Origin of the sequence: Microcoleus sp. FACHB-SPT15 (assembly GCF_014849525.1) — a bacterium.
Lineage (GTDB): Bacteria > Cyanobacteriota > Cyanobacteriia > Cyanobacteriales > Coleofasciculaceae > Symplocastrum > Symplocastrum torsivum.
Genome location: NZ_JACJNU010000064.1, coordinates 13,669 through 38,331, shown reverse-complemented (window position 1 = coordinate 38,331; position 24,663 = coordinate 13,669). Strand labels below are relative to the sequence as shown.

Here is a 24,663-nt window from a genome sequence, read left to right as displayed (position 1 = left end):
TCAACTCTTCACGGCACTGACTTGCCTAACTTCGGTGAGGAAGCGGAACGCTTTGATGTAAAAGCTTGCACATTCGCGAGGAGACGTGTCGTAAAACAAAGACCATGCAGCGGCTTTGTCCTCATCATAGTAGTTAGCTCGTTCAGGATAGCGTTCCAGCCATGCTAGTCGCACAGCATGACCAATTAGCACATCCAGCACGATATATTCTTTAATTTGCAAGTCGGGGTTGCGATCGCATACTTGAGCCAATGTTATCAGTGTCTCAACATTGACTTGTCTGTACTGTGGTGCTGGAATTTTATTGAGCAGATGTTCCACTCGCAGGGCAAAATTCTTTTCCCCAGGTGTCATCTGTGCCAGCAAAAAGTCACTATCTAGACGATTACGAGGCTCTAGCTTATCGCCAATCAACACGCCTTTGCCGTGTTTCATCAAGCGCCAAACACATTTGAAAAAGTCCGGTGGCAGGCGGTTCATACTTCCCTGCTGTTGCCGATAACGCAACCAGCCTCCTTCTGGCACTGTTTCATCTTGTGTTGCTGGTTGTACCACCCAATCAATTTCACTCTCGTTTTGTTTAAGCTGTAGCGATTCTTGCTGACGTAATAGCTGACTCATCCCTGCATACCCAGCTAAACAGGAACGTAGCCGCCTAGTTACCTCAAACGGTGTAAATTCCATCAACAGTTGATGGGCTTCATCCTGAGTGACACCCAACTCCCGTGCCAGTTCGCTGGTAATCAAGAGAATTAAATAACCTACACGTAGCGTCAGTAGACCTTTGAACAGGTAAGGTTCCGACCTAATTAACATACCGAGATAAATCAGAATTTCCTGAGTCAGAACCTGATCTCTAATATCCTCACGACAGAACTCCTGGATTTTTTCCATAATTTGGTTGTTAGGCATCGGGCTGGTAATCAGCGATGCCTCACTGTAAGACCTGCCGACAGAAACCTGCTTGCCGCGCACCAGCAGATTGGTCACCATGTCAGACAAACAAAGATCGACCATCTGCCGCAGCCCAGCAGCTTGACGAATAACTGCCCAAACTCCGGTATGACCTGCCTTTGTGTAGACTTCATCGAGCAAGTCCGCCACCGTAACCGATTGCCCCCAGCCACCAAAACCTGTGTCAAACTCAAGACCGCACAGACGGGTTAACCTCTGCAACAACTGAATTTGCTCATACAGGTTAAGAGACTCACGCAACTGAGAAAGCAAGGTTGCCGCCTCGGTTTCAGACTCGATCTGAAATTCTTGGGTATAGTTCAATGGCAAGTTTTTCTCACTCGCGCAAGCCAAATGATACCGTCTTGACATGGTATCTTTGACCGACTCCTTAGAAAATTCAAAGTCGTGCAGAAAATCAATTCGTTCACTTCCAGCTTTCAGCATTAGCTGATTTAGCCGCCCTAGTTTGACCTTTACACCATTACAATGACCGTCTTTGAGTTCCTGCATCAATGCCAACAACGCCTCGCTGCCCGTCTCCAACATCGTCTGGGTCAACATCAGCGTCATTGTCGGACGCCCCGGTGGATTCCAATGATCCCGGATATAAGCCAGTTCACTTTTAATCTGTTCCACCAGGAAATGGTAGTCAAGCGTTAGGTAAAACTGCTGCGGGTTTAAAATGCACGGCAGGAACACCATTGTCTCGCCCCGAAGACGATAGATTCTTGATGTTGTCAGACTCCGCAAACGCCGCGCCGGACGTCCACTCATACCCAGCTTGTCGTTGCGCCCAACCTGGGTATAAGCGGCTGACAGCTCCCCTGCGTGACGCACCTGAATCGGCTCTATCTGCTCAGGTGTTTGTGTCTCAATACCGTAGACTTCCAGCTTGGCTTGCAAGTCTTCATTTTCCGCCAGCAGCGCCATTTGGACGACGACTTCCCGTTGCCGCCCTACACGTAAATAACGTCCCAGTGGGTCGATATCTCCAACGGACAATAACTCCTCACTCAGCATCTGACCCAGCAGATACAACCCTTGCGCCCAAACCAATGGGATATTTTCGTTCGGCAAACGGGGTTGGCTGTGAGGATTTGCTTTCTCTGCCTCTACATTCTCAGGGGGAACGTAGTAAAGCTCTGGTAGGAGACGTAAACCATCGCGTTCAACGACTATTGACTCCAAACGCTCCTGGTATTCTTTAACTTGCGCTGCATCTCCCCGAAATATGCCATCCAGAAGTAGGTAGGTGAAAAACAATGGCCACTCGCACTCGATATGTTCAAATTGTTGTAGTTCCCAAGGTTCGTAGTGCAAGCGATCGCAATTTTCCAAAACTGTTTGGTGTCCATCCCTCAAGAAACGTTTGCAACCATATCGTCCTTGCAGTTTGTTGATAATTTCCAAGCGTGTGCGTTCCACTAACTCCTCATCTTCCACCGCAAATGCAGGAAAACTAATCGCGCTCAACAAAGCCGCGTCAACTTCTTTAGAGTTAGATTCTCTCGGCAACAGGTTTTGCAGTGTAATTCGGGCACGAGCAATTTCATCAGGTAGGACGTGGATAACAGAAGCTTGAGAACCACGGACACCAAACAAATCTAATTTATTGATTGCTTCCAGTGCCGCTTTTGCCATGCCTATAGAACTGGCATTCAGTTCGGGATGGGCATTATTAATCTTGTTGCCCCGCTCCCAAATGCCATAATCGGGAGTTCGGTAGGCACGTCCGATGTAGTGAACTAGATTTTGGACAAAGTTCACCTCGTCAATGGTATCGATAATCTCCAACCCCGAAGCGGTCATTTGGGCAAGCATCAGCAGCCAAAGCGAGGTTGCATCAACTTGTAAATGTCCCCATTCTCCATCACCGACAACGATGTCACCTGTATGGGTATCGTACTTAGCGTGTAAGGAATCTTTTATCGCCTGGTTATATTTAAATCGCTCAACTTTATGAGCCTGTCGCATCATCGCGTACAACAACCCACGCATCAACTTGATGACGCTATGTTCGAGTTCATAGATACGTCCTCTATCTTCATCAAGTTTGCGGTAAGCTAGCGCCAAACCCCACACCGATAAAATGCTGTAGACGTTATCTCGCACCCAGGCATCGTTATAGTCACCGTGAGCAGTAACGGCAGTACTAGCAGGTAGTAAACCTGTGATGGGATTCTGGCGTGAAAGAATAATTGTTTTGATTTGTTGATAGTAATCATCCAGACGATTTAATAATTGAGTAGTGATTTTGGACATAGACTTCTCCAGTAAACTTAGGGATTTGACCCAGGCGCAGTAAGACAAATCCAATACGTGGAATTGACTCTAGAACTGGGTCTTTTACAGGCGATTCGCCAACTGATTGAGGTTGATTAGATTTCTCTAAAGGTCTTTTTTAACGGCTTTTTTTACAAAAGAGGTTGACCCTGTAGTTAGAGCCATGAATTTACTACTAATCTGTATCTGTATCAAAATTTAGATAAATCTATCCGTATATTTGATAACTTTTTCGATTTTTAACCGCACTTACGAATAACACAATAACTTGGAAAAATTATCTCAAAAGATAGAAGATGCATTGAACCATAAATGTCTTTATCCATGCATTACATAAATAAACCTAGACATTATTGGTATCACCGATTGCCTGAATGCTGACGAAGTACCCAAGTACATAATAGGAATGTCAATTAAATTGTTACTATTCCCTGATTAATCGGTCTTCCATTCAAGGAGAGTGCTTGTGGATTACGCTAATCAACAGGTACAGACCAAGAGCCTCTGAAGTAGACCAGCAAAGTGTTGCAAGAGAATCTACCCAACTCATAGGGAAAATGAAAACATAGGAGTTATCTGCCAAAAGGTACAGAAACTTAGTAAGATAAACTATCTATTGATAGAAACAAAATCATTTTAGTTAAGATAAGTTTTCACTAACAACTGAACTGGACAGGTAAGGGGTTTTTGTTCCCAGTTCTTGTCTGTTTTCTGTGAACTTATTTTAAAAAGTACTCTCGATAGGATGCTCATTACATGGCGACGACTTACAAAATACGCTTAGTTTTTATTCCTTGATATCCAACATTTACCAGAGCGCGTGACTACCGATGAGCATGACATCTAATAAAAGCCCAGTTGTGATTCCATCTATGGGATTCGATCGTACTGAATTTCTCCAAATGTTTCCCGTGTCCTCCTCTAAAGAGGGACGTTTCTACTCACTCCCTCAGCTTGAAGAGGCAGGAATTGGAGAGGTTTCCCGACTCCCTGTCTGTTTGAGGATTATTCTTGAGTCGCTGCTGAGGAATTACGACGGAAATAAAATTCAAGAGTCAGACATTACGACCTTAGCCTCCTGGCAGCCAAACGCCGATCGCACAGCCGAGATTCCGTTTATCGTTGCGAGGGTGTTGCTTCAAGACTTTACCGGAGTTCCTCTGGGAGTCGATCTGGCAGCGATGCGATCGGCTGTAGCCCGAATGGGGCAACCTGCCGAAATTATTGAACCGCTTGTGCCTGTAGACCTTGTGATCGATCACTCAGTACAGGTCGATTTTGCAGGTCTAGCTGATGCATTTAACCTTAATTTGGAGATGGAATTCAAGCGGAATATCTCTCGCTACGAGTTCCTTAAGTGGTGCCAGCAGTCTTTCAAGAGCTTCAATGTCATACCACCGGGAATCGGAATCTGTCATCAGGTAAATCTGGAATACCTCGCCCAAGGAGTGCTTGAGAAGGACGAAATTTACTACCCTGACACCCTTGTTGGGACAGATTCTCATACAACAATGATTAATGGACTCGGTGTAGTCGGTTGGGGAGTTGGGGGGATTGAAGCAGAAGCCGCCATGCTGGGACAGCCAGTTTACATCCTTACTCCTGACGTAGTAGGCGTTTGCATGAAGGGTAAGCTTCGGGAGGGAGTCACAGCCACTGACCTCGTGCTTCATATTACTGAACTGCTTCGCAAGACGAAGGTTGTCGGTAAATTTGTAGAGTTTCATGGTGAGGGAGCGTCTTCCTTGTCCGTGACAGACCGAGCAACAATTGGCAATATGTCTCCTGAGTATGGCGCGACAATTGGCTTCTTCCCGATTGACGAAAAAACCTGTGACTATCTGGCAGCAACCGGACGCAGCCAAGCGAAGGTAGATGCGTTACGAAACTACTACACCGCTCAAAAAATGTTTGGGATTCCTCAAGAGGGTGAATGCCAGTACAGCACGGTAGTGGAACTCGATCTGGCTGAAGTGACTCCTTCGATCGCTGGCCCAAAACGTCCTCAGGATAGAATTGCTCTGGAAAATGTCAAACCGGGTTTCCTTGAGACGCTGCAATCCCAGACAGCAACAGGGTATAGTAAACCCGCTTCCGAGATCGGCGTAAAGTTTAGCAACACCCAAGATATTGATATAGAGCGATCGCATCAGGGTGGAGGCGAACAGGCATCTGAGACAGTACCGATGGGTGCTGGAAACCAAAGTACGAAAGACACAAGCGCCATCACCGAGATCGAGATGATGACCAATCGTCCGACTCCCGACCGAATCGAGGAGATGCTGCCGGACGAGCAAGAGCAGGCGATTCGGGAGGAGTTTCCAACAACTGAGCTTGAAATTGCTCATGGAGATGTACTAATTGCGGCGATTACTTCATGTACCAATACCTCCAATCCCAGTGTAATGCTTGCGGCCGGTTTGGTTGCCAAGAAAGCAGTAGAGCGGGGACTGAATGTGAATCCTAAGGTGAAAACCTCGCTGGCACCAGGTTCGCGTGTGGTGACGGATTACTTGGAGAAAACGGGATTGCAGCCCTATCTTAATGAATTGGGCTTCAATTTGGTGGGGTATGGTTGCACGACCTGTATTGGAAATTCCGGCCCAATTGAGCCTGCGATCGAGGCGCTTCTCCAGCAAAAGGATATTGTTGCAGCTAGTGTGCTTTCAGGCAATCGTAACTTTGAAGCCCGGATACACCAGAATATCAAAGCCAACTTCCTGATGAGTCCTCCGCTTGTGGTCGCTTATGCGATCGCAGGAAGTATGCTGGTTGATTTGCTAAACGAACCTCTGGGAAAAGATAAGGAGGGGAAGGACGTTTATTTGAAGGAAATATGGCCGACTTTAGAGGAAATCGGCGCACATACCGCATCAGCGTTAGACCCCGATACTTATCAAAGCCTCTACAAGGGTGTTGAACACAAGAATCAGCTTTGGGATGAAATTCGTCCCATTGGCGGCGAAGTGTACGAATGGGACACCGCCTCCACCTACATCCAGGAGCCTCCCTATTTTGAAGGGTTCAGTATGTCGCCTGAGAAGGTCGTTGATATTATTAATGCCCGACCTCTTGCGATATTTGGAGATTCAGTTACCACCGATCACATCAGTCCCGCAGGTGCAATTAAACCGAGTTCTTCAGCAGGAACCTATCTCAAGGAGCATGGAGTAGCTGTCGAAGATTTCAACAGTTACGGTTCTCGTCGTGGCAATCATCATGTGATGGTTCGTGGCACCTTTGCGAATGTGCGAATCAAAAATTTAATGGTTCCTGGGACTGAAGGAGGCGTAACCGTCCATCATCCTAGCGGTGAGCAGATGGGGATTTATGAAGCTTCAATGCAGTATCAAGCCTCTAATACTCCCCTTGTAGTCATTGCGGGACAAGAATACGGCACTGGCAGTTCCAGGGATTGGGCAGCGAAGGGAACGAGTCTCCTGGGAGTGAAAGCAGTTATCGCCCAAAGCTTTGAGCGAATTCACCGGAGCAACCTGATAGGCATGGGAGTTTTGCCCTGCCAGTTCTTGGAGGGAACGAACGCCGCTAGTTTGGGGCTAACCGGGGAGGAGCTATTTACCCTCAAGGGTTTGGAAAGTAGCATCGCTCCCCGCCAGACTCTCTCCCTCTTGATCGAGTACCCGTCAGGAGAGAAGAAAGAGGTGCCAGTGCTTCTAAGGCTCGATACTGCGATCGAGGTTGATTACTACTGTCATGGAGGTATCCTACCGTATGTACTAAGACAGTTGGTGGAATAACATGCATTCACTTGGATGCATCTCATTTTTGCAGAGATAATTTATTGTGGGGTGGGCATCCTGCCCGCCCTTTAGCTTTGACAGGCTTTCCGGCCTCTCCCACAAGAAAATGTATTTGCACAATTGGGATGCTCTCCTTCCTACTTCCCTACCTCCCTATTTTTCGGTTCTGGCTTTACCTGAGAAAAAACCCGATAAGAACTAAAATCATCACCTGCCTCCTGTTTGGGCTGCTCAGTTTCAACGCTTACCAAGTTGTAGCGAATATTCTCAGCATAAACAGTCAAAGTAATTTTTAAGACTTCTAGAAAATTAATTAACCACTGACATTCGGATTCTGATTCATCTTCATAATATTGAATTAAATAACCAATGCAGGATTCTAAATGAATATAGCTGTTCTTGCTAACTAAAATTATTTTAAGAAGAAGAATAGACAAGGTTAAAGATTTACCCTGAATTACTAATAAACTAAATATTTTAGAAGGTTTTCCCTTGGTTTGAGTTGTCAATAATTCAATGGTTCGATTGCAAGTTCTTAGAAGCAAATAAGAGTCCCAATTTTGGTTTTCATGCCTTTGATAAAGCAATTCTAAATGCTCTATAAGATAGATTTCCACTAATTCTAATAATTCACATTTTTCTATAGAAAATACTAAATATTTGAGAAAGCTTTCCTTAAGGTTTTTATAGCTAATTCCCTCAACTTGTTTTCTGAAAATATTGGCAAAATTGATATAACTAAACATCCCGCGTTTAGTTAGAATAGTCTGCATTAAACGCAGAACATCTGCACCTAAAACCGTTGGGTTTTGGTATCGTTTAATAGACGCGGCTACCTTTGGTGTATAAGCGGTGTACATCGCTAAATCAAGCTTGAACTGCTCCTTTAGCTGATGAGCGACTAGTTTGGCGGCTTCTCGTTGTTCTATCGGCTTGTTAGTATCTTGATACTGAGCAGTTAGTAAATAAGAAGCATAACGGTTACTCCAACGAGATTTTTCTCGACTAGTGTATTTAGAAACAAATAGATTAAGTTCTTGATAATCCTGGCTGTGAAAGAAATCCTTTAACCAGCCTCTTATACGTTGCTGAGTTGGAGATAAGATTTGATTTTTGGATACTTCTGGTACTTGTGCAAAAAGCTGAACGAGTTGCTGTATGTGTTGATAATGTCTAGCAGCACTCCAGTTGTTGATTAAAATATAACAAGACCGAATTATCGTACTATTAAAGATATCTTTTTGATTTAAGCTAATAATTGCATACAACGCATGATGAATGTCTGCTGGAACTCTTTCAGCCTGGGAAATAAATAAGTTATCAAATTGCTGCAAAAGCCAATCTGGTGATTGTTTTCTGACCTGTGATAAGAAAAAATTACATATAGTTTCTTGAGTTCCTAAGGGAAACCTTTTTTGGTTGCTAGAATTAGATTGAGAATCTTCCCTAGTCGTCTCTGGCTTTTGAGCATAAAAAGCCCTGATCTGACTACTATTTGTTTGGTGGTTAGAATTTTGAGTTCGCATTACCTTATACTATTTTCCGTAAAAGTAATATCAACAATTCATTCCCCTGCCTCGGCAAATGAGAATCTATAGAAGTCGAGCTTCATATCTCCACCTAAAACATCTACCACTAATAAATAAGGAACCAAGGAATTTACTCAAAAATTTCCACATTTAACTAAATTACTTGGATTTCTACTACATCTCCTCTGGCTAAAGGAGTGTACTATTAGTAACACTAATCCTAAGTAATACAGTAAAAATAAGTCAACTAAGGAATTAGCAACTCAAAAAACTTCACTATTACTATCAGGCGCGTCAGAGTATAGAACTTCTATCGCTGGTATTCTTTCAATCTTCAAGCGTAAATATTAGTAATATTTCCTTAGCCAAAGAAAAGGTTCAGTCAGGGAACCACTGCTCATCCAGGCTTTGAAGGTTTGTGAGCAACAAATAAAGCAAGAATATCGTATCCTGTCACTAACGCTTAGAGTTTTAAAATTCTCAACATAACCCTGTGACTCTTATCACTGCGGTAATTGCACTTTATTGCTTAAGCATTCTGCAATGTAGCAGTTAGTGGTCAGTTATTAGCAGTTAAAAGAACGTTGCGTTAACGCGATCGCATCCACATTCCTTGAGATTTGCCAATGCCAACACCCAAAGGTACAAAAGCTAGAATGTGAGCGCTAACACTCGATAAATGAGCTTTCTCCATAAACTAAACTCATGAAAAAGATACTATTCGCAAGCTCTGTTTGTCTTTTCCTTACCGGAGGCGCACTCAAGCCTGTCGCTGCACCTGTCAGCGCCCAAACGCCGTTTGTAATGACGCAAACTAACAATCCCCAAACTAGCCCCGCTACGCCAACTCAACAAGTAGAACTCTTGAGTACAGGGGCAGAACCCAGACAGGAACTGCGTTTTGCACCACCCGCTAACACCAAGCAAACGGTCAGCATCACCACAACAATGGACGCAGCAAGCTCCGTAGGAGGTCAAGCTGTCCCCAAGTTCAAAATCCCGACAAGTGTGATGAAGATGGATGTTACAGTCACTCAGGTCGATCCGAATGGGGATATTCACTTACAGTTCGCCTACACCGACGCTGATGTTGTCGCTGATAGCGCTGTCCCACCAGAGCTACTTGAGAGTATGCGATCGACAATCCAACAGCTAGTCGGTCTTAATGGCACTTACATTACTGATAATCGAGGACAAGTCAAATCAGGCAACTTTGATCTCCCAGAGGGAAGTGACCCAATCACCGAACAATTATTTGAGCAATTATCAAATTCCCTCGATCAATTTTCTTCACCAGTTCCCGCAGAAGCGATCGGGAAAGGTGCTAAATGGCGGGTTACCTCATCACTTAACTTATCGGGAATCAACTTATCCCAGACTACGGTTTATGAGTTGGTGGATCTACAAGATAATGTTGCCACGATTAACGTCACCCTAGAACAGAACGCAAATACTCAAAACTTGACTCTACCAGGGACACCAGCAGGTGCAGACTTTACCTTAAAATCCCTTAGCTCTCAAGGTCAAGGACAGATGATCATGCCATTGAATGCAGCTATGCCCAGTCGCTCTAATGTGTCGATTAGTTCCAATAATGAGATGAGCATTAAAGATCCAAATAGCAAGACAGAAACGACATTAACAACACAATTATCGATGCAGATGGCTCTGGAATCTCAGTTCCAACAGTAACTAGCTGCTCTCTCATTTACATTGAATGGCACCAACTTAAGAAGAATGGCGCTCAAATAAGAGGATTCAGATAGCCAGTTTACGTTTGAGAACGGCACGAGGCTGCTGCACCAACTATAAACTTGGGCGTATGCTTCTTGCGTCTTGATTTGACCTTGCGACACTAGCTAAGCGAATTAGCATCTAAGTGGGTGGGAAATTTGTCGATAGAGATAGTAGAGTTAAGTCTATATTTACAAATATTTACAGACTTATAGGATTGTGTATATTTTACTTAAGATAGCTTTACCTTTATAATATTTCTAACAATTCGGAGCGGAAAAAATAATCGAGAGTAAAAACTCGTGATTCTCCCGCTCCTGAAGAAAGTCTGTTAGAGATTACAGGTATCGATTTATGAGCAATAGCGCTACTGCCAAAGCCAACAACTCCAGTAGTACGAGTAGTCGTAGGAGTAAAAAGAGTCAGGAAGTAAACCTTAAAAGCCCAGTAGCTGTAGATAGTGTAGAAACCTCACAAAAGCCGAGTGTAAACGCGAGTAACGGAGCACAAGTTATTGCCATGCCAGTCCCAGCAAATTTACAAGAAGCTGCTATACAGACATCCTCTCAGACTGCTTTAACAACTCCTCTACCGGGCAACCGCCCCATTGATTCTAGTAATATTCAGGTTCTTGGAACAATTTCAGCGATGGGAGAGCGCCCAATTGTTGCTAGCCATATTAAGGTATGGGATACAATTACCCTCTCCGGAGAGCGGCCAATCGCTACCAGTAGTCTTCAACTTTCCGAGACAGCAATGATCATGGGGAATCGTCCTATCGCTTCAAATTACCTTGATGGTGCTGAAGATATCATGGGTTATTTAGATTAAATTCAACTAACTTTAATTAATCAGCGTGCTTGTTCCACTAGCATCTTGCTTTGTTGTCAAAACTTTTTCTCTTTGGAGATAAGCAAGATAGCACCCAAGTAGAGTTACAGGCACGCTTAATTGTTTGTGTAATTTTAAGCCGTTGTAAGCTTATCTCTCTCTCGATCTGTAAGTGGAATTTATAATTTTTGTAAAGATTGAATAGGCAACTGTCACAAACTTGTTAATGTTACGCTTCATCACGGAAAGCTGATTGTTGCTTGGCTAAATCTGCGCTTTTAGGAAGAAGAGAGGCTTTTGACGAATACTTCTACGGATGGACGAAGAGGTAAAGAATTTCAGATAAATTCGATACATAAGGCAAACAAAGTTGCAAAACTTTTGCCCACCTTTTTCAAAATGTATTCAATTTAAAGAATAGGGAGAAAAACATGAGTACTGAAGATAGAGTGCAAGCTACAGGTAAAAACCTTGAAGGCAAGGCTCAAGAAGCTTTAGGTAATATCACTGGTGACCCTGAAGATAAGGCAGAAGGTAAAGCTAAGCAGGCTGAAAGCCAAGCCCGTCATGCCGCTGAAGACTTAAAAGACAAAGCAAAAGAAGCACTTGAATAGTTGTATTACTAGCTAATGTCGGAGGGTCTAGATAGTTTTTCAATTATCTAGACCCTCTTCTTGTTTGGCTTGGGTAATAGGAAAATACTGAAGTTTCAGGAGGCTGCTGTAAATTTTACCCCGAAAATTTGTCAATTCTTTACAGCTTTGCCTCTTTTTTAGTGCTTACCAATACTAAAGTAGTGGTGAGCGCGGGATAAAAAAAGAAAAGATTTCAACCCCTTTTAGTTCAATAGTTCGCTCATAATCACACCTTTTTAAAAAATTTAAAATGTACACAGAGATAAAAATCATGACAAAGGATGAAGAATATAACCGCCAAATCTTGAGTAATTTGGCTCGTGGTGATACGGAGTCTTTGGAGGAAACGGTTTCAGCCATTCCAGAACAGGACTATCAAAATTTTGATGATTTGACTCAGTGTTCTTCAGTAAATGAACGACCGCAAGCGTTTGGAGGTTCTCTACACCCAAATCATATTCCTGCCAGTGAGATGGAGCCAGAACTAAAAAAGGCGATCGCACAAATTAAGTCAAGCGAACGCCATGATGTTGCCAGTGAATTTCTCAAGCAACTAAAAGGAATAGGCATAAGCGATCGCGATTTAGAAGAGCAACTGAAGTTGTCTAGCTGTCATGCCAACGGCATGAATGCGAATGATGTTAGCCAAGTTGCGACGTTCACTTATCACAATCATCCCGAAATTTTCCAGAACGTGGTGGCTGAAAAACCTGGAATTGTCAAGTTTCTCAGCAATTCTCTTGTGGGAGCGATTCTGGGTGCTATTGCCGCTAAGTGGTTGGGAAACCGTAGATACTAAGCTCTTGTGCATCTCGCATCACCTATTTAACTAATCGGTGTTAGGGAAAAGGTGAAGGGTGAAAGGTTAAAGGGGAAAAGGTTTTTCCCTTGCCCTTTAACCCTTTGCCCAGAGTGCATAATACAAATTAAATGCGTGACCGCTTAAGCAAGCCCCTCAAACTTACAGCTTGCATAGTAATGCAAGACACATCTAGGGACACACTCTACAGTGCCCCTATTTTTTGTGACTGATGCCCTTAAAGCAATTGTGAAGTTCAGGACAATTTTGTGTGAATTTTTACAGAAATTCTTGCCGTTCTCCGAAAAGAGGAAAAAACTAGAATTTATTAGGCGATCACACCAAGATAACTTAGGTTAGCTAATTTCAATATTAATAAGGGACGTTAGGAATGGCACTTACATTTATCGGTCAGTCAAGTTTTGACTCAACAACAACGTTTGACGGAACCACAGTCGGTGGGTTATCCGGGATTACCTACGATGCAGCAAATAACGTTTACTACGCCGTCTCCGATAGCCGCAACAATGGTAATGGTCCCGTCCGCTTCTACTCCCTCACAGTTGACCTAAGTACTTTAAGTGCAGGTACTCCACAAGCGGTTAATTTCACAGATGTAACATTCCTATCCAACCCAAACGGTACTCCCTTTGCTGCCAATGTTTCTGATACAGAGGGCATCGCCGTCACCAATGGCGGCAATGTTTTCATCTCGTCAGAAGGTGTTTTCGGTTCGCCAATCGCTCAGCCATTTGTGAATCAATTCAACGTAGACACAGGACTACAAAATCAGACACTGGCTCTTCCTGAGAAGTTTACCGCCTCAGCCGACACAACATTTGGGATTCGGGATAATCGAGGGTTTGAAGGTCTAACGATTACCCCTGACCAACAATTTCTCTTTGCAGCAACAGAAAATGCTCTCGAACAGGATGGTACGGCTTCAACATTCAATGCTGGTAGTGCTTGCCGCATCTTGAGCTACGACCTGACGACAAATTCAGCAGGAGCAGAATATCTTTACAACACTGACAACGCTACTGGCATTTCTGAAATCCTAGCGATAGATGAAAACACACTGCTCGTGATGGAGCGCTCTGTCGTCAACGTTTTACCTAGCTTAAAGCTGTATCAGGTGTCTTTAGAGGGTGCAACAGATATTAGTGCTTTTGACGATATTGGTAATGCACCTGGCATTATACCTGTAGAGAAAACCTTAGTTGCTAATTTACTTTCTCCAGAATTCTCGTCTTTAGGTTTTACCCCTGACAATTTTGAAGGGATGACCTTTGGTCCAACGTTGCCTGATGGAACGCGATCGCTTATTTTAATGAGCGACAATAGTTTCGGTCAGTTTGAAGCGTTTGGTAGCCTCACCCGGTTTGCCGCTTTTGAATGGGATACTAATCCCTTGCTGTCTTCTGTTAGCACCACTCTGCCAGCAGGTGAAGCAAATCTAACTTTAACGGGAACCGATAATATCAATGGCATAGGCAATGAACTCGACAACATTATTACCGGGAATGATGCCAACAATACACTAATAGGTAAGTCTGGAAGTGATACGCTCTTAGGGAATGCAGGTAGCGATCGCATAGTTGGCGGTTTAGATAACGATCTCCTAACTGGCGGCGATGGGGCGGATCGTTTCTTCCGTTGGTACAGCACAACCGGAGTAGACACCATCACTGATTTCCAAGTGACTGAGGATAAACTCTGTTTCTCTGCTAGTGGTTTTGGTGGGGAACTCACTGCTGGTGCATTGCTAGGTTCTGAGCAATTTACCTTTGGTTCAGCTGCTGGGGATGCAAGCACTCGCTTTATTTATGACAGCAACAGTGGTGCGCTCTTCTTTGATGCAGATGGTACAGGCGCAATTGAACAAGTACAGGTAGCAACCTTATCTGCGGGACTTGACATGGGCTACAGTAACATCTTCATTTTTGCCTAGAACACTAATAGTTGTTGGTTGTTAGTGAGTTGGGATTTATAGAGCGGTTTTCACTTGGATGAGGTACGACGGGAGATGTGTGAAAACTAGAGAGAGCAAGGAAAACAAAAAAGCTGATAGCTGACCGCTTTCTGCTACAGCTAAATTAGCAATCCTAACTTAGGACTTACTCACCTTAGTTTCAAAGTGAGTAAGCCTTGGTTTGCTAAATGCCTAAGCGTTGATAAATCTCATCTAAGTGCTTCAAGTGGTGTTGCGGGTCAAAACACGCCTCAATTTCTTCTGGCGTTAACTGACTAGTCACACGAGCATCTTTGGCAATGAGAGCGTGAAAATCACCTTCTGGTTTATTCCAAGCTTCATGAGCGCAAGACTGCACGATGCTGTAGGCTTCTTCCCGGTTCATTCCCTTTGCTACTAGAGTGAGTAACACCCGTTGGCTGAAGACAACGCCACCGTAAAGATTCATATTCCGCTTCATGTTTTCTGGATAAACCAACAGGTTTTTCACCAAATCGGTGATTTCTACCAACATGAAGTGAGTCAAGATGCAAACATCTGGTAAGATGACTCGTTCAACAGAACTGTGAGAAATATCTCGCTCGTGCCAAAGAGCAACATTTTCTAACGCAGCAACGGCGTGTCCCCGTAGGATTCGCGCCATCCCGGTGAGTCGTTCTGAACGAATCGGGTTGCGCTTGTGAGGCATTGCTGAGGAGCCTTTTTGTCCTTTGGAGAAGAATTCTTCGACTTCTAGGACATCTGTTCTTTGCAGGTTACGAATTTCAACAGCAAAGCGTTCAATTGTTGCTCCTAAAAGGGCAAACTGCTGTACATAATCAGCATGGCGATCGCGTGATATTACCTGTGTTGAAGCCGTATCAGGTCGCAGCCCCAATTTCTGACACGCGATCGCTTCGATTTTCGGGTCAATGTTGGCGTAGGTTCCTACTGCGCCCGAAATTTTACCAACCGCAATTTGTTGCTGGAGACGCACAAGGCGATCGCGATTCCGACACACTTCTGCTAACCAACCTGCCAACTTAAAACCAAAGGTTATCGGTTCAGCGTGAATCCCATGAGAACGACCAATCATCACCGTATCGCGATGCTTCTGGGCTTGGAAGCGAATCGCTTGACTAAGTTGCTCCAATCGTTCCAGGATAATGTCTAAACTTGCGACAAGTTGCAGAGCAAGAGCAGTATCCAAAACATCGGAACTTGTCAAACCCAAGTGGATGTAACGACCCGCATCGCCGACATACTCATTAACATTCGTAAGAAAGGCGATCATATCGTGGCGGACTTCCGCCTCAATTTCTAGCACCCGCTTGGGGTCAAAGTTCGCTTTCTGTTTAATTTCCTCAACTGCCGCCTCTGGAATTTCACCCAGTTCGGCTTGTGCCTCGCAAACGGCAATTTCTACCTGAAGCCAGGTTTTGAGCTTGTAGGTTTCCGTCCACAATTCGCCCATTTCGGGCAGGGTGTAGCGCTCGATCACTGCCTGTGTCGCAGAATACAACCGTCATATTGTACAACTCACTGTCAGTCTAAGTTCGACATCAGCGATCGCTTTTGAAGAACAGCCCTTAACTCTCCACGCTAACTAGCAGCTTAGGGTAGTGATTTCCGCCGAATTGGATAAAAGTCCCATGTTGTGAACTTCTATCATAGAGATAGACTAGCAAAAGTACTCATCCAAATTGGTGAATGTTCGACTTCAACGCATTATCTGAGTTTTCACGCGCTAACTGTATCGCCATTTGTGCATTTTTGGTTCCTGCCAATTTGCTCTTTACGATACGGACGGTAGTTTTCACAGGACTACACCGCCCTCAATCTCAGGTGCGCCAAGCGGCTGTACTTGCCTGTATCCCGGCTTTGGTGATGGTACTGCATGTCTGGACTTGGTTAATGATTGGAGTAGTCATGGCTCCGACTTACATCCTGTTTTGGCTGGCAAGTACCTGTGTATGTCTTAATGTTTGGGCGATCGCACATCCCAAAAGTATGGCTAGTTTACTCAAAGCTGTACTTCTTCGATTGCAAAAACATCTGAGTTTGGCACTTATCAACAGGTAGAAGTATAAATTCTTCCTGCTTTTTCTTCATACTCCTGATATAGCGAATGAGGATGCCAAAGAAGGCTGTAGGTCGGGTTAACGCCTCATGGATTCCTTAGACTTGATAGAACGCAGGAGTTGAGATGCATCCTCGCTCAACCCTTTTACGCGTTACCATCATTGCATTCTGTCAATTGTGCGGTACTGAATTGCTTCTGCAACGTGATGTGTTTTGAGTTCATCATCTCCTGCCAAATCAGCAATGGTACGCGCTACTTTCAGAATGCGATCGCTTGCTCTGGCAGATAGCCCCAATTTGCGAATTGCTCCTTCGAGTAAGTTCCGAGAGGTATCATCCAGTTGACACCAAAGGCGTAGGTGATTACTCTGCATCTGGGCATTGCAACGCACCACTGAATCATTCTTGAACCGAGTTCGGGCGCGATCGCGTGCAGCTTGTACTCGTTCTCGTACAGGTGCTGACTCCTCCCCAGTTGGTTGTCGCGTAATCTCTTCCGGCTTCAAGCGATTCACTGCCACTTGCAGATCGATCCGATCCATCAACGGACCCGAAAGCTTTGCCCAGTATTGCTCTCTAGCCCTAGGCGAACAGGTGCAGCCTTGAATCGTATCGCCGAAATAACCGCAGGGGCAGGGATTGGTACTGGCGACTAGGGTAAATTGAGCAGGAAATAGCACTGATTGACGGGTGCGGGAAATCGTGACGTGACCATCTTCTAGAGGTTGGCGCAAGAATTCTAATACATCACGCTTAAACTCAGTTAATTCGTCAAGGAACAGAACCCCTCGATGAGCAAGGGAAATTTCCCCTGGTCGTGGAAAGCTACCACCACCGACGAGCGAGGGACCAGAAGCCGAATGGTGAGGACTACGATAAGGGCGATCGCTTACTAATGTTCCTTTATCTTTCAGTAACCCCGCAACTGAGTGGATTTGCGTCACTTCAAGGGCTTCTTCAAAGGAGAGCGGGGGTAAAATCCCAGGTAGTCGTCGCGCCAGCATTGTTTTCCCACTCCCAGGAGGTCCAACAAAAATCAAGTTGTGTCCCCCAGCTGCCGCAATTTCTAAAGCGCGTCGAGCGTGAGCTTGACCTTTAACATCTTTTAAATCGGGTCCAGTCAACGTGGAATGAGCCAACTCCTGCAACCCATCAATCTGCATCGGTGAGTAACGCTCTGGCTCATTCAAAAAGTCAGCAACCTGCGATAAATCCTTAAACCCATAAACGGCTAACCCTTGGACAACGGCTGCTTCTCGCGCATTGTCAACAGGGACAACCAAACCAGCAATCCCTAACCGCGCTGCTGCTGCCGCAATGGGCAATACCCCAGCAACGGGTCGCAAATTCCCATCCAGAGAGACTTCTCCTAAAAATAAATAATCTCCTAGCAACTCAGCACTCACTTGCTCGGATGCGGCCATAATTCCCACACTGATCGGTAAGTCAAAGCTTGGCCCCTCTTTCCGTAAGTCAGCAGGTGTCAAATTGATCACAATCTTCCGCATCGGAAAGGCAAAGCCAGCATTCTTCAGTGCCGCCTTCACCCGTTCTCGCGATTCTTGAACGGCTGTATCCGGTAAACCCACAACCACGATTCCCGGTAGTCCCCCGGAAACATCAACTTCAACACCCACCTTCACGGCATCAATCCCTACAATAGAAGCACTCCAAACCCTTGCAAGCATATCTATATCCCTTGACACTTGACTTGTGAGTATAGTGCTTGCAATCTTGGCAATTTAACCGGGAAATTACTGTATTTAGTTTCTTCCCAGACGCTCACCACGTAGAATTGCACCTAGCAGCCTGAGTAACTGCAATCAATGCCATTTGGAAAGAGCAGCATGAGCGAAACTATCTTTAGCAAAATTATCCGTCACGAAATTCCAGCGGACATTGTTTATGAGGACGACTTAGTACTTGCCTTCAAAGACATCTCCCCGCAAGCACCTATTCACATTCTCGTAATTCCCAAAAAGCCTATTCCTCAATTGGCGGCTGCCGAATCGGAAGACCACGCCTTGATGGGACATCTCCTCTTAACCGTCAAGCGTGTTGCAGAGCAAGTCGGTCTGGAAGATGGCTATCGCGTTGTGATTAACAATGGTGTCGATGGCGGTCAAACCGTTGACCATCTACATTTACACATCTTGGGTGGACGCCACATGAAATGGCCACCCGGTTAAGGTAATGCCCAAAATCTGAAATTTCCTTTAAGAACTTTACAAAACGAAATAAAGGAGTTAAGGTATTTATACGCAGACATCAAACCTCTGCAAAAACATCAAAACAAAGCACTAATAAACCAATGACAACCACATTACAGCGCGAACGCAGCGCCTCCGTGTGGGAACGGTTCTGCAACTGGGTAACCAGCACCGACAACCGCCTCTATGTAGGCTGGTTCGGCGTGTTGATGATTCCAACACTGCTAGCCGCTACCACTTGCTTCATCATCGCCTTCATCGCTGCTCCCCCCGTAGACATCGATGGTATCCGCGAGCCTGTTGCTGGTTCCTTACTCTACGGAAACAACATCATCTCCGGTGCAGTTGTTCCTTCTTCTAACGCCATCGGCTTACACTTCTACCCAATTTGGGAAGCTGCCTCTTTAGACGAGTGGCTCTACAACGGTGGTCCTTACCAGCTCGTAATCTTCCACTTCCTCATCGGCGTATTCTGCTACATGGGACGTGAGTGGGAACTTTCCTACCGCTTAGGGATGCGTCCTTGGATTGCCGTAGCTTACAGCGCACCTGTAGCAGCAGCAACAGCAGTATTCCTCATCTACCCAATCGGACAAGGTTCCTTCTCTGATGGAATGCCTTTGGGAATCAGTGGAACATTCAACTTCATGTTCGTGTTCCAGGCTGAGCACAACATCCTGATGCACCCGTTCCACCAGTTAGGTGTTGCTGGAGTATTCGGTGGTTCACTCTTCAGTGCAATGCACGGAAGCTTGGTAACCAGCTCACTGGTACGTGAAACAACCGAGACCGAGAGCCAGAACTACGGTTACAAGTTCGGACAAGAAGAAGAGACCTACAACATCGTTGCGGCTCACGGCTACTTCGGTCGTCTCATCTTCCAATACGCTTCGTTCAACAACAGCCGTTCACTGCACTTCTTCCTCGCGGCTTGGCCTGTCATCGGTATCTGGTTCACCGCTCTAGGTATCAGCACGATGGCGTTCAACCTGAACGGATTCAACTTCAACCAGTCAGTCATCGACTCACAGGGTCGTGTGATTGGCACCTGGGCTGATGTGTTGAACCGCGCCAACCTGGGTATGGAAGTCATGCACGAGCGTAATGCTCACAACTTCCCCTTAGACCTAGCTGCTGGTGAAGCGACTCCGGTTGCTCTGACAGCTCCAGTTATCAACGGCTAATTCTTAGCACCTAGATAACAAATAAAGCGCTCTCCAAAAGAGGGCGCTTTTTGTTTTTGTGATTGGTTTGGAAACAGAGATGCTATTTTGCTTTGCTAATCGCTAAATGTTGCGATCGCGTTTCATCCACATCGCAGTCAAACACAATCACCAATTGAGCGTCAGGCATGAGGCGACGAAGAGCCTGCAAATGTCCCTCTGCATCAGAATGTCTACGGAAGCGACCAACGACGACCCATTGCATTTTGGTAAGCAAACGAACAACCAACCACCCATTTAGGCGATCTTTGTAAGGCATAATTAACTTGTCTCCTTTGAGATGGGAGCCAAAGCCAGTGCAGAACTTTCCACGGGACGCACTGGCTTCTAGCTTTATCTGAATTTTACCAGTTTATGCAATTTGCATCTAACTGGCATCTATACAGCATCAGTATAGAGGAATTATTAGCGATGCGATAGAAGTATGCCAAAAAGAATCACACTACCGCCATTAGGTGAACACGATGATGATTGGCTTCGCGTTTGGGCTTGGCTGAACAATCGCAGCAAGTCAACTCAAGCGGCGGGAATAATCAGCTTTCGGATTAGAGAGCGAAAAGCTGAAATTGAAAAAATGCTGGAATATATAGCGAAAAAACGGGGTGTTAGCCCTGATGAATTATTCAAAAGTATTCTGGATGGAACGATTGACAGCAATAATGATGAGTCGGTCGTAGATGAGAAGTGATTGAGGTAGCTTATGAGTAAAGAGCGATCGCTTTTTAGCGGCCAATTATGAATGCGATCACCCTATCAGTTCCTATAAACATCCTTCCGATGTTTGCAGTGAAGCAATACAACGATAGACTCTTCATCGTCAATTTCATATCGCACCCTATAGTCACCAATGCGGATGCGATATTCATTGTCATAGCCTTTTAGCTTGACAACTCCCTCCGGACGCGGATTTTCAGCCAATAGCACAATCTTCTCAAGAATGCGATCGCGCGTATCATCTGGTAGGTTATCAAGTTGTTTTTGTACAGGTTTGGGAACAATTACTGTATAGTTCATGGAGTTTTCCCAGACCGATTAGCCATGTACTCTTCAATAGTTTGATAGTCTCCTGTCTGGTACGCAGTTCGAGCTTCCTCGATTTCAGCTTGAATAGTTGGATCTTCCTCTAATAAATCTTCTTCTGCTTGGGCAATTTCTTCCTCTAGCAGTTGCCAAAGTCTGCGCTTTTCTTCAAGTCCTAGTGATGAGATCGCGTCTACTAATGATTCAAAAGGAATTTGCAGTCTAACCGTTTCTAGAGTCATGGTCTACCTCTAATTTGCTTTTTAACTAGTGATCACACTTGCAAGCAAAAGAGTGATCGCGTCGCACTAGCCGCTACTTCTTACCTTAATCATATTGACGGCGACGTTGGCAATAATGAGCCTCACCCTAACTTGCCAGTTGTAGGATGAAAGAAAAATTAAGCAATTCGAGGAGTCCATGACGCTAACACAGGTTTGGGGGTCTCTGCTCATCTTTACCGTCTGTCCGCTTCTTGGTGGACTCCCCCTGATTTCCTGGATTACTTATGCTCTAACCCGGCGACGGCTAGCACAAGTGGGTACTGGCAATGTTTCAGTCTCAGCCGCCTTTTACCACGGTGGACGCTGGGTTGGCATTTTGGCTGTTTTATCGGAGGCAGCAAAAGGAATTGCCGCCGTTTTACTAGCGCGTTACTTCTTTCCCACTGAACCAGCATGGGAGTTGATTGCTCTGATTGCTTTAGTCATGGGTCGTTACCAACTTGGCAAAGGAGCAGGTACAACTAATGTTGTCTGGGGCATCATAGCTCATGACTGGGTTGCGGCGTTGTTTGTATTTTTAATGGGTGGAGTTGGCTTTACTATTTTCCGCAATCGCACTAGCGGACGTTTCGGTGTCCTTATTTTATTACCCTTAATCTTGGCACTCTTACACCCCCAAGACCCTGCCCGAATTGTTGCCGCGATCGCATTGGGTGGAGTACTGGCTTGGATTTATCAAAAAATTCCTGATGATTTAGACCTTCCCTCAAAGGAAGGAAAGGCAGAATCTCAACAAATGTTTCGTTTTTTTCGAGGCGAACGGGCAATTATTTCTCTTGACTCTAAGCTAGATTCCAGCAAAGTTGGACAAAAAGCGGCTACTCTATCTCAACTTAAGGGCTGGGGTTACTCAGTAGCGACTGGATGGGTACTACCACCCGGAGATGACCCGGAACCATTAATCAAATACCTTCCTGTATCTGACTTTGAACCTTTGGTTGTGAGGTCTTCAGCGATTGGGGAAGACTCAGAGGAAGCATCAGCCGCAGGACAATATCGAAGCATTTTGAATGTTACCAGTAGACCTGCATTGCAAGAAGCAATTACTCAAGTCCTGGCTTCCTACCATGACCCTACCGCCGTTCAGTATCGGCGTGACTTGCTCCTGCGGAATCCCTCTAAAGCTAAGCGAGTCCAAAGCAAATCGCCAGAAGACTCAATGGCAGTGCTGATTCAAAAACAAGTCCAAGGCGTTTTTTCGGGTGTTGCCTTCAGCCGTGACCCAATTTCCCAACAAGGTGACGCAGTAGTAATTGAGGGATTACCAGGAGACGCAACAAGGGTGGTATCCGGTCGAGTCACACCAGACCACTACCAAGTGTATCTCCAGGAATCAAAACTCCAAACTAATGGGGATTCCTCCACTACTCCCGACTCCCCCCTACCCACTGCTCAAATTGAAGGGAGTGGTGATTTACCCCCGGCATTAATTCAGGAAGTAGCTGTTCTAGCACGTCAGTTGGAAGACCGCTACCACGGCATTCCTCAAGATATTGAATGGAGTTATGACGGTCAGCAGTTGTGGCTACTGCAAGCACGACCGATAACTACCCTACAACCGATTTGGACACGCAAGATTGCGGCGGAGGTCATTCCTGGTTTGATTCGACCTCTCACTTGGTCGATTAATCGTCCCCTGACTTGTGGCGTGTGGGGAGAGATTTTTACCGTTGTTTTAGGGACAAGAGCGCAGGGATTGGATTTTAATGAAACAGCGACACTGCACTATTCCCGTGCCTACTTCAATGCCACACTACTAGGGCAGATTTTTCGGCGCATGGGTTTGCCACCGGAAAGCCTGGAATTTTTGACCAGGGGAGCAAAGTTCTCCAAGCCACCGACCCGTTCTACTCTGCAAAATCTGCCAGGGTTATTGCGGCTGTTGGGTCGAGAATGGAGTTTAGAAACGGATTTTGAGTCGGATTACCAAAAGCAATTTGCTCCTATCCTCAGCCAACTAACAACTCAACCTGTATCTATCCTGTCTCCAACAGCAATCCTAGAACGAGTAGACGGAATTTTGGAGCAGTTGAAGCGAGCAACCTACTACAGTATTCTTGCTCCTCTGAGTCTTTCACTTCGGCAAGCAATATTACGGGTTCAGGATACGGAATTGGATAATAGCCAGACACCGGAGGTTGCCAGTTTGCGATCACTTACACGGCTAGCAGAGGATACTCGCCACTTACTACGCCATTCACCCGATGTTTATGAAAGTGGGGCAGCTCTCTTTGCTAATCTGGCAGAAATCCCAGATGGTCAAAGCATTTTGGAACAGTTTGACCAGTTTCTTGACCACTATGGTTACCTCAGCGAAGTCGCAACCGATATTGCTGTTTCTACCTGGAAAGAAGACCCCCGACCTGTTCGGCAATTATTCACTCAGCTTCTTTCTTATCCACCACCTCCGTCAGCACAACCAACTGACCAGAGTTGGAAGGCACAGTTAGTACAGGCACGACTAAACCTTAAGGGTCGAGTCACAGAGGTTTATTCCCAGTTGTTGGCACACCTACGCTACAGCTTTGTCGCGTTAGAAACAAGCTGGCAACAATCGGGTTTACTCTCCGAAGCTGGAGATATTTTTTTCTTAGAGTTCTCAGAAATTCGTCGTCTAATTGCCGATGCAGACCAGGAACTGCGAGAAAAACTGCCTCAAATCGTGGAAAAAAGGCGATCGCAACTCGAACAGCACCACCAACTAGCCAGTGTACCTTCTCTGTTTTATGGCAATGAGCCTCCCTCTCCCCTTACCTTCTCCGCCTCATCCCACTCAGCTCAACAACTGCAAGGAATTGGTGCCAGTGCGGGGCAAGTAGAGGGCTTGGTAAAGGTTCTGACCAACTTGCAAGCCGTTACCCACATTGACCGACAAACTATTCTTGTCGTGCCTTACACAGATTCTGGTTGGGCACCACTACTAGCGCGTGCTGGTGGTTTAATCGCTGAAGTGGGTGGACGGCTTTCTCATGGTGCAATTGTGGCGCGGGAGTATGGCATCCCTGCCGTGATGGATATCCAGAATGCGACCCAACTGCTACGAGATGGTCAGCGAGTGCGGATTGATGGTCAGCGAGGCATTGTCGAAATCTTGTAATTCAAGATTTCAGGTTGTTCACTACAGGACTGATTCTAGGTGCTACAGATGGAACGATCTCAAGCCAACGATTTGTAGAGAAGCGATCGATCTTCTTCCTCTTCAATCAATCTGTAAGGACAGCTTAAGTTAAATAAACTTCTTTAAACAACTCTCGCCTTCTTTCAAAAGTCCTGCTAACTTAAAGATAGGCACATAAAGAAATCGGTATTCAGGGCTGTGCCTCCCACCCTGAGCCTCTTACAGCTTACTTTAACTTGGTAGTAG

General features: G+C 45.4%; 18 protein-coding genes. 11 read left to right on the top strand and 7 right to left on the bottom strand.

All coding sequences use genetic code 11. The annotated features are described in order from the left end of the window. Complete coding sequence (locus H6F98_RS27315; RefSeq protein WP_192221882.1) at positions 1–3,219, bottom strand: glycoside hydrolase family 15 protein; 3,219 nt, start codon at positions 3,217–3,219, stop codon at positions 1–3. 857 nt (positions 3,220–4,076) lie between these two features. Here H6F98_RS27315 and H6F98_RS27310 point away from each other — a divergent pair. After that, on the top strand, positions 4,077–6,998 hold the full coding sequence (locus H6F98_RS27310) for an aconitate hydratase (protein WP_206759682.1): 2,922 nt from the start codon (positions 4,077–4,079) through the stop codon (positions 6,996–6,998). A gap of 140 nt (positions 6,999–7,138) precedes the next feature. Here the strand turns inward: H6F98_RS27310 and H6F98_RS27305 are convergent, their stop codons facing one another. Further along, positions 7,139–8,527: a hypothetical protein gene (locus H6F98_RS27305; protein WP_192221880.1), complete on the bottom strand. Its 1,389-nt coding sequence runs from the start codon at positions 8,525–8,527 to the stop codon at positions 7,139–7,141. Positions 8,528–9,235: 708 nt separating this feature from the next. Here H6F98_RS27305 and H6F98_RS27300 point away from each other — a divergent pair. From H6F98_RS27300 to H6F98_RS27280, 5 genes are all read left to right on the top strand, one after another. Then, positions 9,236–10,222, top strand: coding sequence for a DUF6263 family protein (locus H6F98_RS27300; RefSeq protein WP_192221879.1), 987 nt, complete (start codon positions 9,236–9,238; stop codon positions 10,220–10,222). A gap of 396 nt (positions 10,223–10,618) precedes the next feature. Continuing rightward, the gene (locus tag H6F98_RS27295) at positions 10,619–11,095 is read left to right on the top strand and encodes a hypothetical protein (protein ID WP_199348986.1); all 477 of its coding nucleotides are present in this window, start codon (positions 10,619–10,621) and stop codon (positions 11,093–11,095) included. Positions 11,096–11,526: 431 nt separating this feature from the next. After that, positions 11,527–11,709, top strand: a complete 183-nt coding sequence (locus tag H6F98_RS27290) for a CsbD family protein (protein WP_192221878.1) — start codon at positions 11,527–11,529, stop codon at positions 11,707–11,709. A gap of 292 nt (positions 11,710–12,001) precedes the next feature. Continuing rightward, positions 12,002–12,529, top strand: a complete 528-nt coding sequence (locus tag H6F98_RS27285; protein ID WP_192221877.1) for a hypothetical protein — start codon at positions 12,002–12,004, stop codon at positions 12,527–12,529. 391 nt (positions 12,530–12,920) lie between these two features. Then, positions 12,921–14,480, top strand: coding sequence for an esterase-like activity of phytase family protein (locus H6F98_RS27280; RefSeq protein WP_192221876.1), 1,560 nt, complete (start codon positions 12,921–12,923; stop codon positions 14,478–14,480). Positions 14,481–14,685: 205 nt separating this feature from the next. Here the strand turns inward: H6F98_RS27280 and purB are convergent, their stop codons facing one another. Further along, positions 14,686–15,981 carry an adenylosuccinate lyase gene (gene purB, locus H6F98_RS27275; RefSeq protein WP_192222028.1) on the bottom strand — a complete coding sequence of 432 codons (1,296 nt, stop codon included), beginning with the start codon at positions 15,979–15,981 and terminating at the stop codon, positions 14,686–14,688. 209 nt (positions 15,982–16,190) lie between these two features. On the opposite strand from purB, the gene H6F98_RS27270 reads away from it, so the two are divergent. Beyond that, a complete protein-coding gene (locus H6F98_RS27270) occupies positions 16,191–16,562 on the top strand; it encodes a hypothetical protein (RefSeq protein WP_192221875.1) in 372 nt (123 codons plus the stop codon). A gap of 158 nt (positions 16,563–16,720) precedes the next feature. Here the strand turns inward: H6F98_RS27270 and H6F98_RS27265 are convergent, their stop codons facing one another. Further along, positions 16,721–18,250 (bottom strand): YifB family Mg chelatase-like AAA ATPase, encoded by a 1,530-nt coding sequence (locus H6F98_RS27265; protein WP_192221874.1) that lies wholly within the window; start codon positions 18,248–18,250, stop codon positions 16,721–16,723. 138 nt (positions 18,251–18,388) lie between these two features. On the opposite strand from H6F98_RS27265, the gene H6F98_RS27260 reads away from it, so the two are divergent. Next, the gene (locus H6F98_RS27260) at positions 18,389–18,751 is read left to right on the top strand and encodes a histidine triad nucleotide-binding protein (RefSeq protein WP_396813626.1); all 363 of its coding nucleotides are present in this window, start codon (positions 18,389–18,391) and stop codon (positions 18,749–18,751) included. Positions 18,752–18,873: 122 nt separating this feature from the next. Then, positions 18,874–19,956, top strand: coding sequence for a photosystem II q(b) protein (psbA, locus tag H6F98_RS27255; protein ID WP_192221405.1), 1,083 nt, complete (start codon positions 18,874–18,876; stop codon positions 19,954–19,956). 82 nt (positions 19,957–20,038) lie between these two features. Here the strand turns inward: psbA and H6F98_RS27250 are convergent, their stop codons facing one another. Next, positions 20,039–20,254, bottom strand: coding sequence for a hypothetical protein (locus H6F98_RS27250; protein ID WP_192221872.1), 216 nt, complete (start codon positions 20,252–20,254; stop codon positions 20,039–20,041). Between the two features lie 165 nt (positions 20,255–20,419). Between H6F98_RS27250 and H6F98_RS27245 the strand changes: the two genes are divergently transcribed. Continuing rightward, on the top strand, positions 20,420–20,683 hold the full coding sequence (locus H6F98_RS27245) for a hypothetical protein (protein WP_192221871.1): 264 nt from the start codon (positions 20,420–20,422) through the stop codon (positions 20,681–20,683). A 65-nt stretch (positions 20,684–20,748) separates the two neighbouring features. Here the strand turns inward: H6F98_RS27245 and H6F98_RS27240 are convergent, their stop codons facing one another. Both H6F98_RS27240 and H6F98_RS27235 read right to left on the bottom strand, forming a co-directional pair. Further along, on the bottom strand, positions 20,749–21,009 hold the full coding sequence (locus H6F98_RS27240; RefSeq protein ID WP_192221870.1) for a type II toxin-antitoxin system RelE/ParE family toxin: 261 nt from the start codon (positions 21,007–21,009) through the stop codon (positions 20,749–20,751). Next, positions 21,006–21,257: a hypothetical protein gene (locus H6F98_RS27235; RefSeq protein ID WP_192221869.1), complete on the bottom strand. Its 252-nt coding sequence runs from the start codon at positions 21,255–21,257 to the stop codon at positions 21,006–21,008. The genes H6F98_RS27240 and H6F98_RS27235 overlap by 4 nt, the downstream gene beginning before the upstream one ends. Before the next feature lie 178 nt (positions 21,258–21,435). Between H6F98_RS27235 and H6F98_RS27230 the strand changes: the two genes are divergently transcribed. Further along, complete coding sequence (locus H6F98_RS27230) at positions 21,436–24,396, top strand: glycerol-3-phosphate acyltransferase (protein ID WP_192221868.1); 2,961 nt, start codon at positions 21,436–21,438, stop codon at positions 24,394–24,396. Positions 24,397–24,663: the final 267 nt, after the last annotated feature.

What these genes read in the sequence shown, in the direction of transcription:
- H6F98_RS27315 (WP_192221882.1), bottom strand. Translation starts at nt 3,219, where the DNA reads ATGTCCAAAATCACTACTCAATTATTAAATCGTCTGGATGATTACTAT.
- H6F98_RS27310 (WP_206759682.1), top strand. Translation starts at nt 4,077, where the DNA reads ATGACATCTAATAAAAGCCCAGTTGTGATTCCATCTATGGGATTCGAT.
- H6F98_RS27305 (WP_192221880.1), bottom strand. Translation starts at nt 8,527, where the DNA reads ATGCGAACTCAAAATTCTAACCACCAAACAAATAGTAGTCAGATCAGG.
- H6F98_RS27300 (WP_192221879.1), top strand. Translation starts at nt 9,236, where the DNA reads ATGAAAAAGATACTATTCGCAAGCTCTGTTTGTCTTTTCCTTACCGGA.
- H6F98_RS27295 (WP_199348986.1), top strand. Translation starts at nt 10,619, where the DNA reads ATGAGCAATAGCGCTACTGCCAAAGCCAACAACTCCAGTAGTACGAGT.
- H6F98_RS27290 (WP_192221878.1), top strand. Translation starts at nt 11,527, where the DNA reads ATGAGTACTGAAGATAGAGTGCAAGCTACAGGTAAAAACCTTGAAGGC.
- H6F98_RS27285 (WP_192221877.1), top strand. Translation starts at nt 12,002, where the DNA reads ATGACAAAGGATGAAGAATATAACCGCCAAATCTTGAGTAATTTGGCT.
- H6F98_RS27280 (WP_192221876.1), top strand. Translation starts at nt 12,921, where the DNA reads ATGGCACTTACATTTATCGGTCAGTCAAGTTTTGACTCAACAACAACG.
- H6F98_RS27270 (WP_192221875.1), top strand. Translation starts at nt 16,191, where the DNA reads ATGTTCGACTTCAACGCATTATCTGAGTTTTCACGCGCTAACTGTATC.
- H6F98_RS27265 (WP_192221874.1), bottom strand. Translation starts at nt 18,250, where the DNA reads ATGCTTGCAAGGGTTTGGAGTGCTTCTATTGTAGGGATTGATGCCGTG.
- H6F98_RS27260 (WP_396813626.1), top strand. Translation starts at nt 18,389, where the DNA reads ATGCCATTTGGAAAGAGCAGCATGAGCGAAACTATCTTTAGCAAAATT.
- psbA (WP_192221405.1), top strand. Translation starts at nt 18,874, where the DNA reads ATGACAACCACATTACAGCGCGAACGCAGCGCCTCCGTGTGGGAACGG.
- H6F98_RS27250 (WP_192221872.1), bottom strand. Translation starts at nt 20,254, where the DNA reads ATGCCTTACAAAGATCGCCTAAATGGGTGGTTGGTTGTTCGTTTGCTT.
- H6F98_RS27245 (WP_192221871.1), top strand. Translation starts at nt 20,420, where the DNA reads ATGCCAAAAAGAATCACACTACCGCCATTAGGTGAACACGATGATGAT.
- H6F98_RS27240 (WP_192221870.1), bottom strand. Translation starts at nt 21,009, where the DNA reads ATGAACTATACAGTAATTGTTCCCAAACCTGTACAAAAACAACTTGAT.
- H6F98_RS27235 (WP_192221869.1), bottom strand. Translation starts at nt 21,257, where the DNA reads ATGACTCTAGAAACGGTTAGACTGCAAATTCCTTTTGAATCATTAGTA.
- H6F98_RS27230 (WP_192221868.1), top strand. Translation starts at nt 21,436, where the DNA reads ATGACGCTAACACAGGTTTGGGGGTCTCTGCTCATCTTTACCGTCTGT.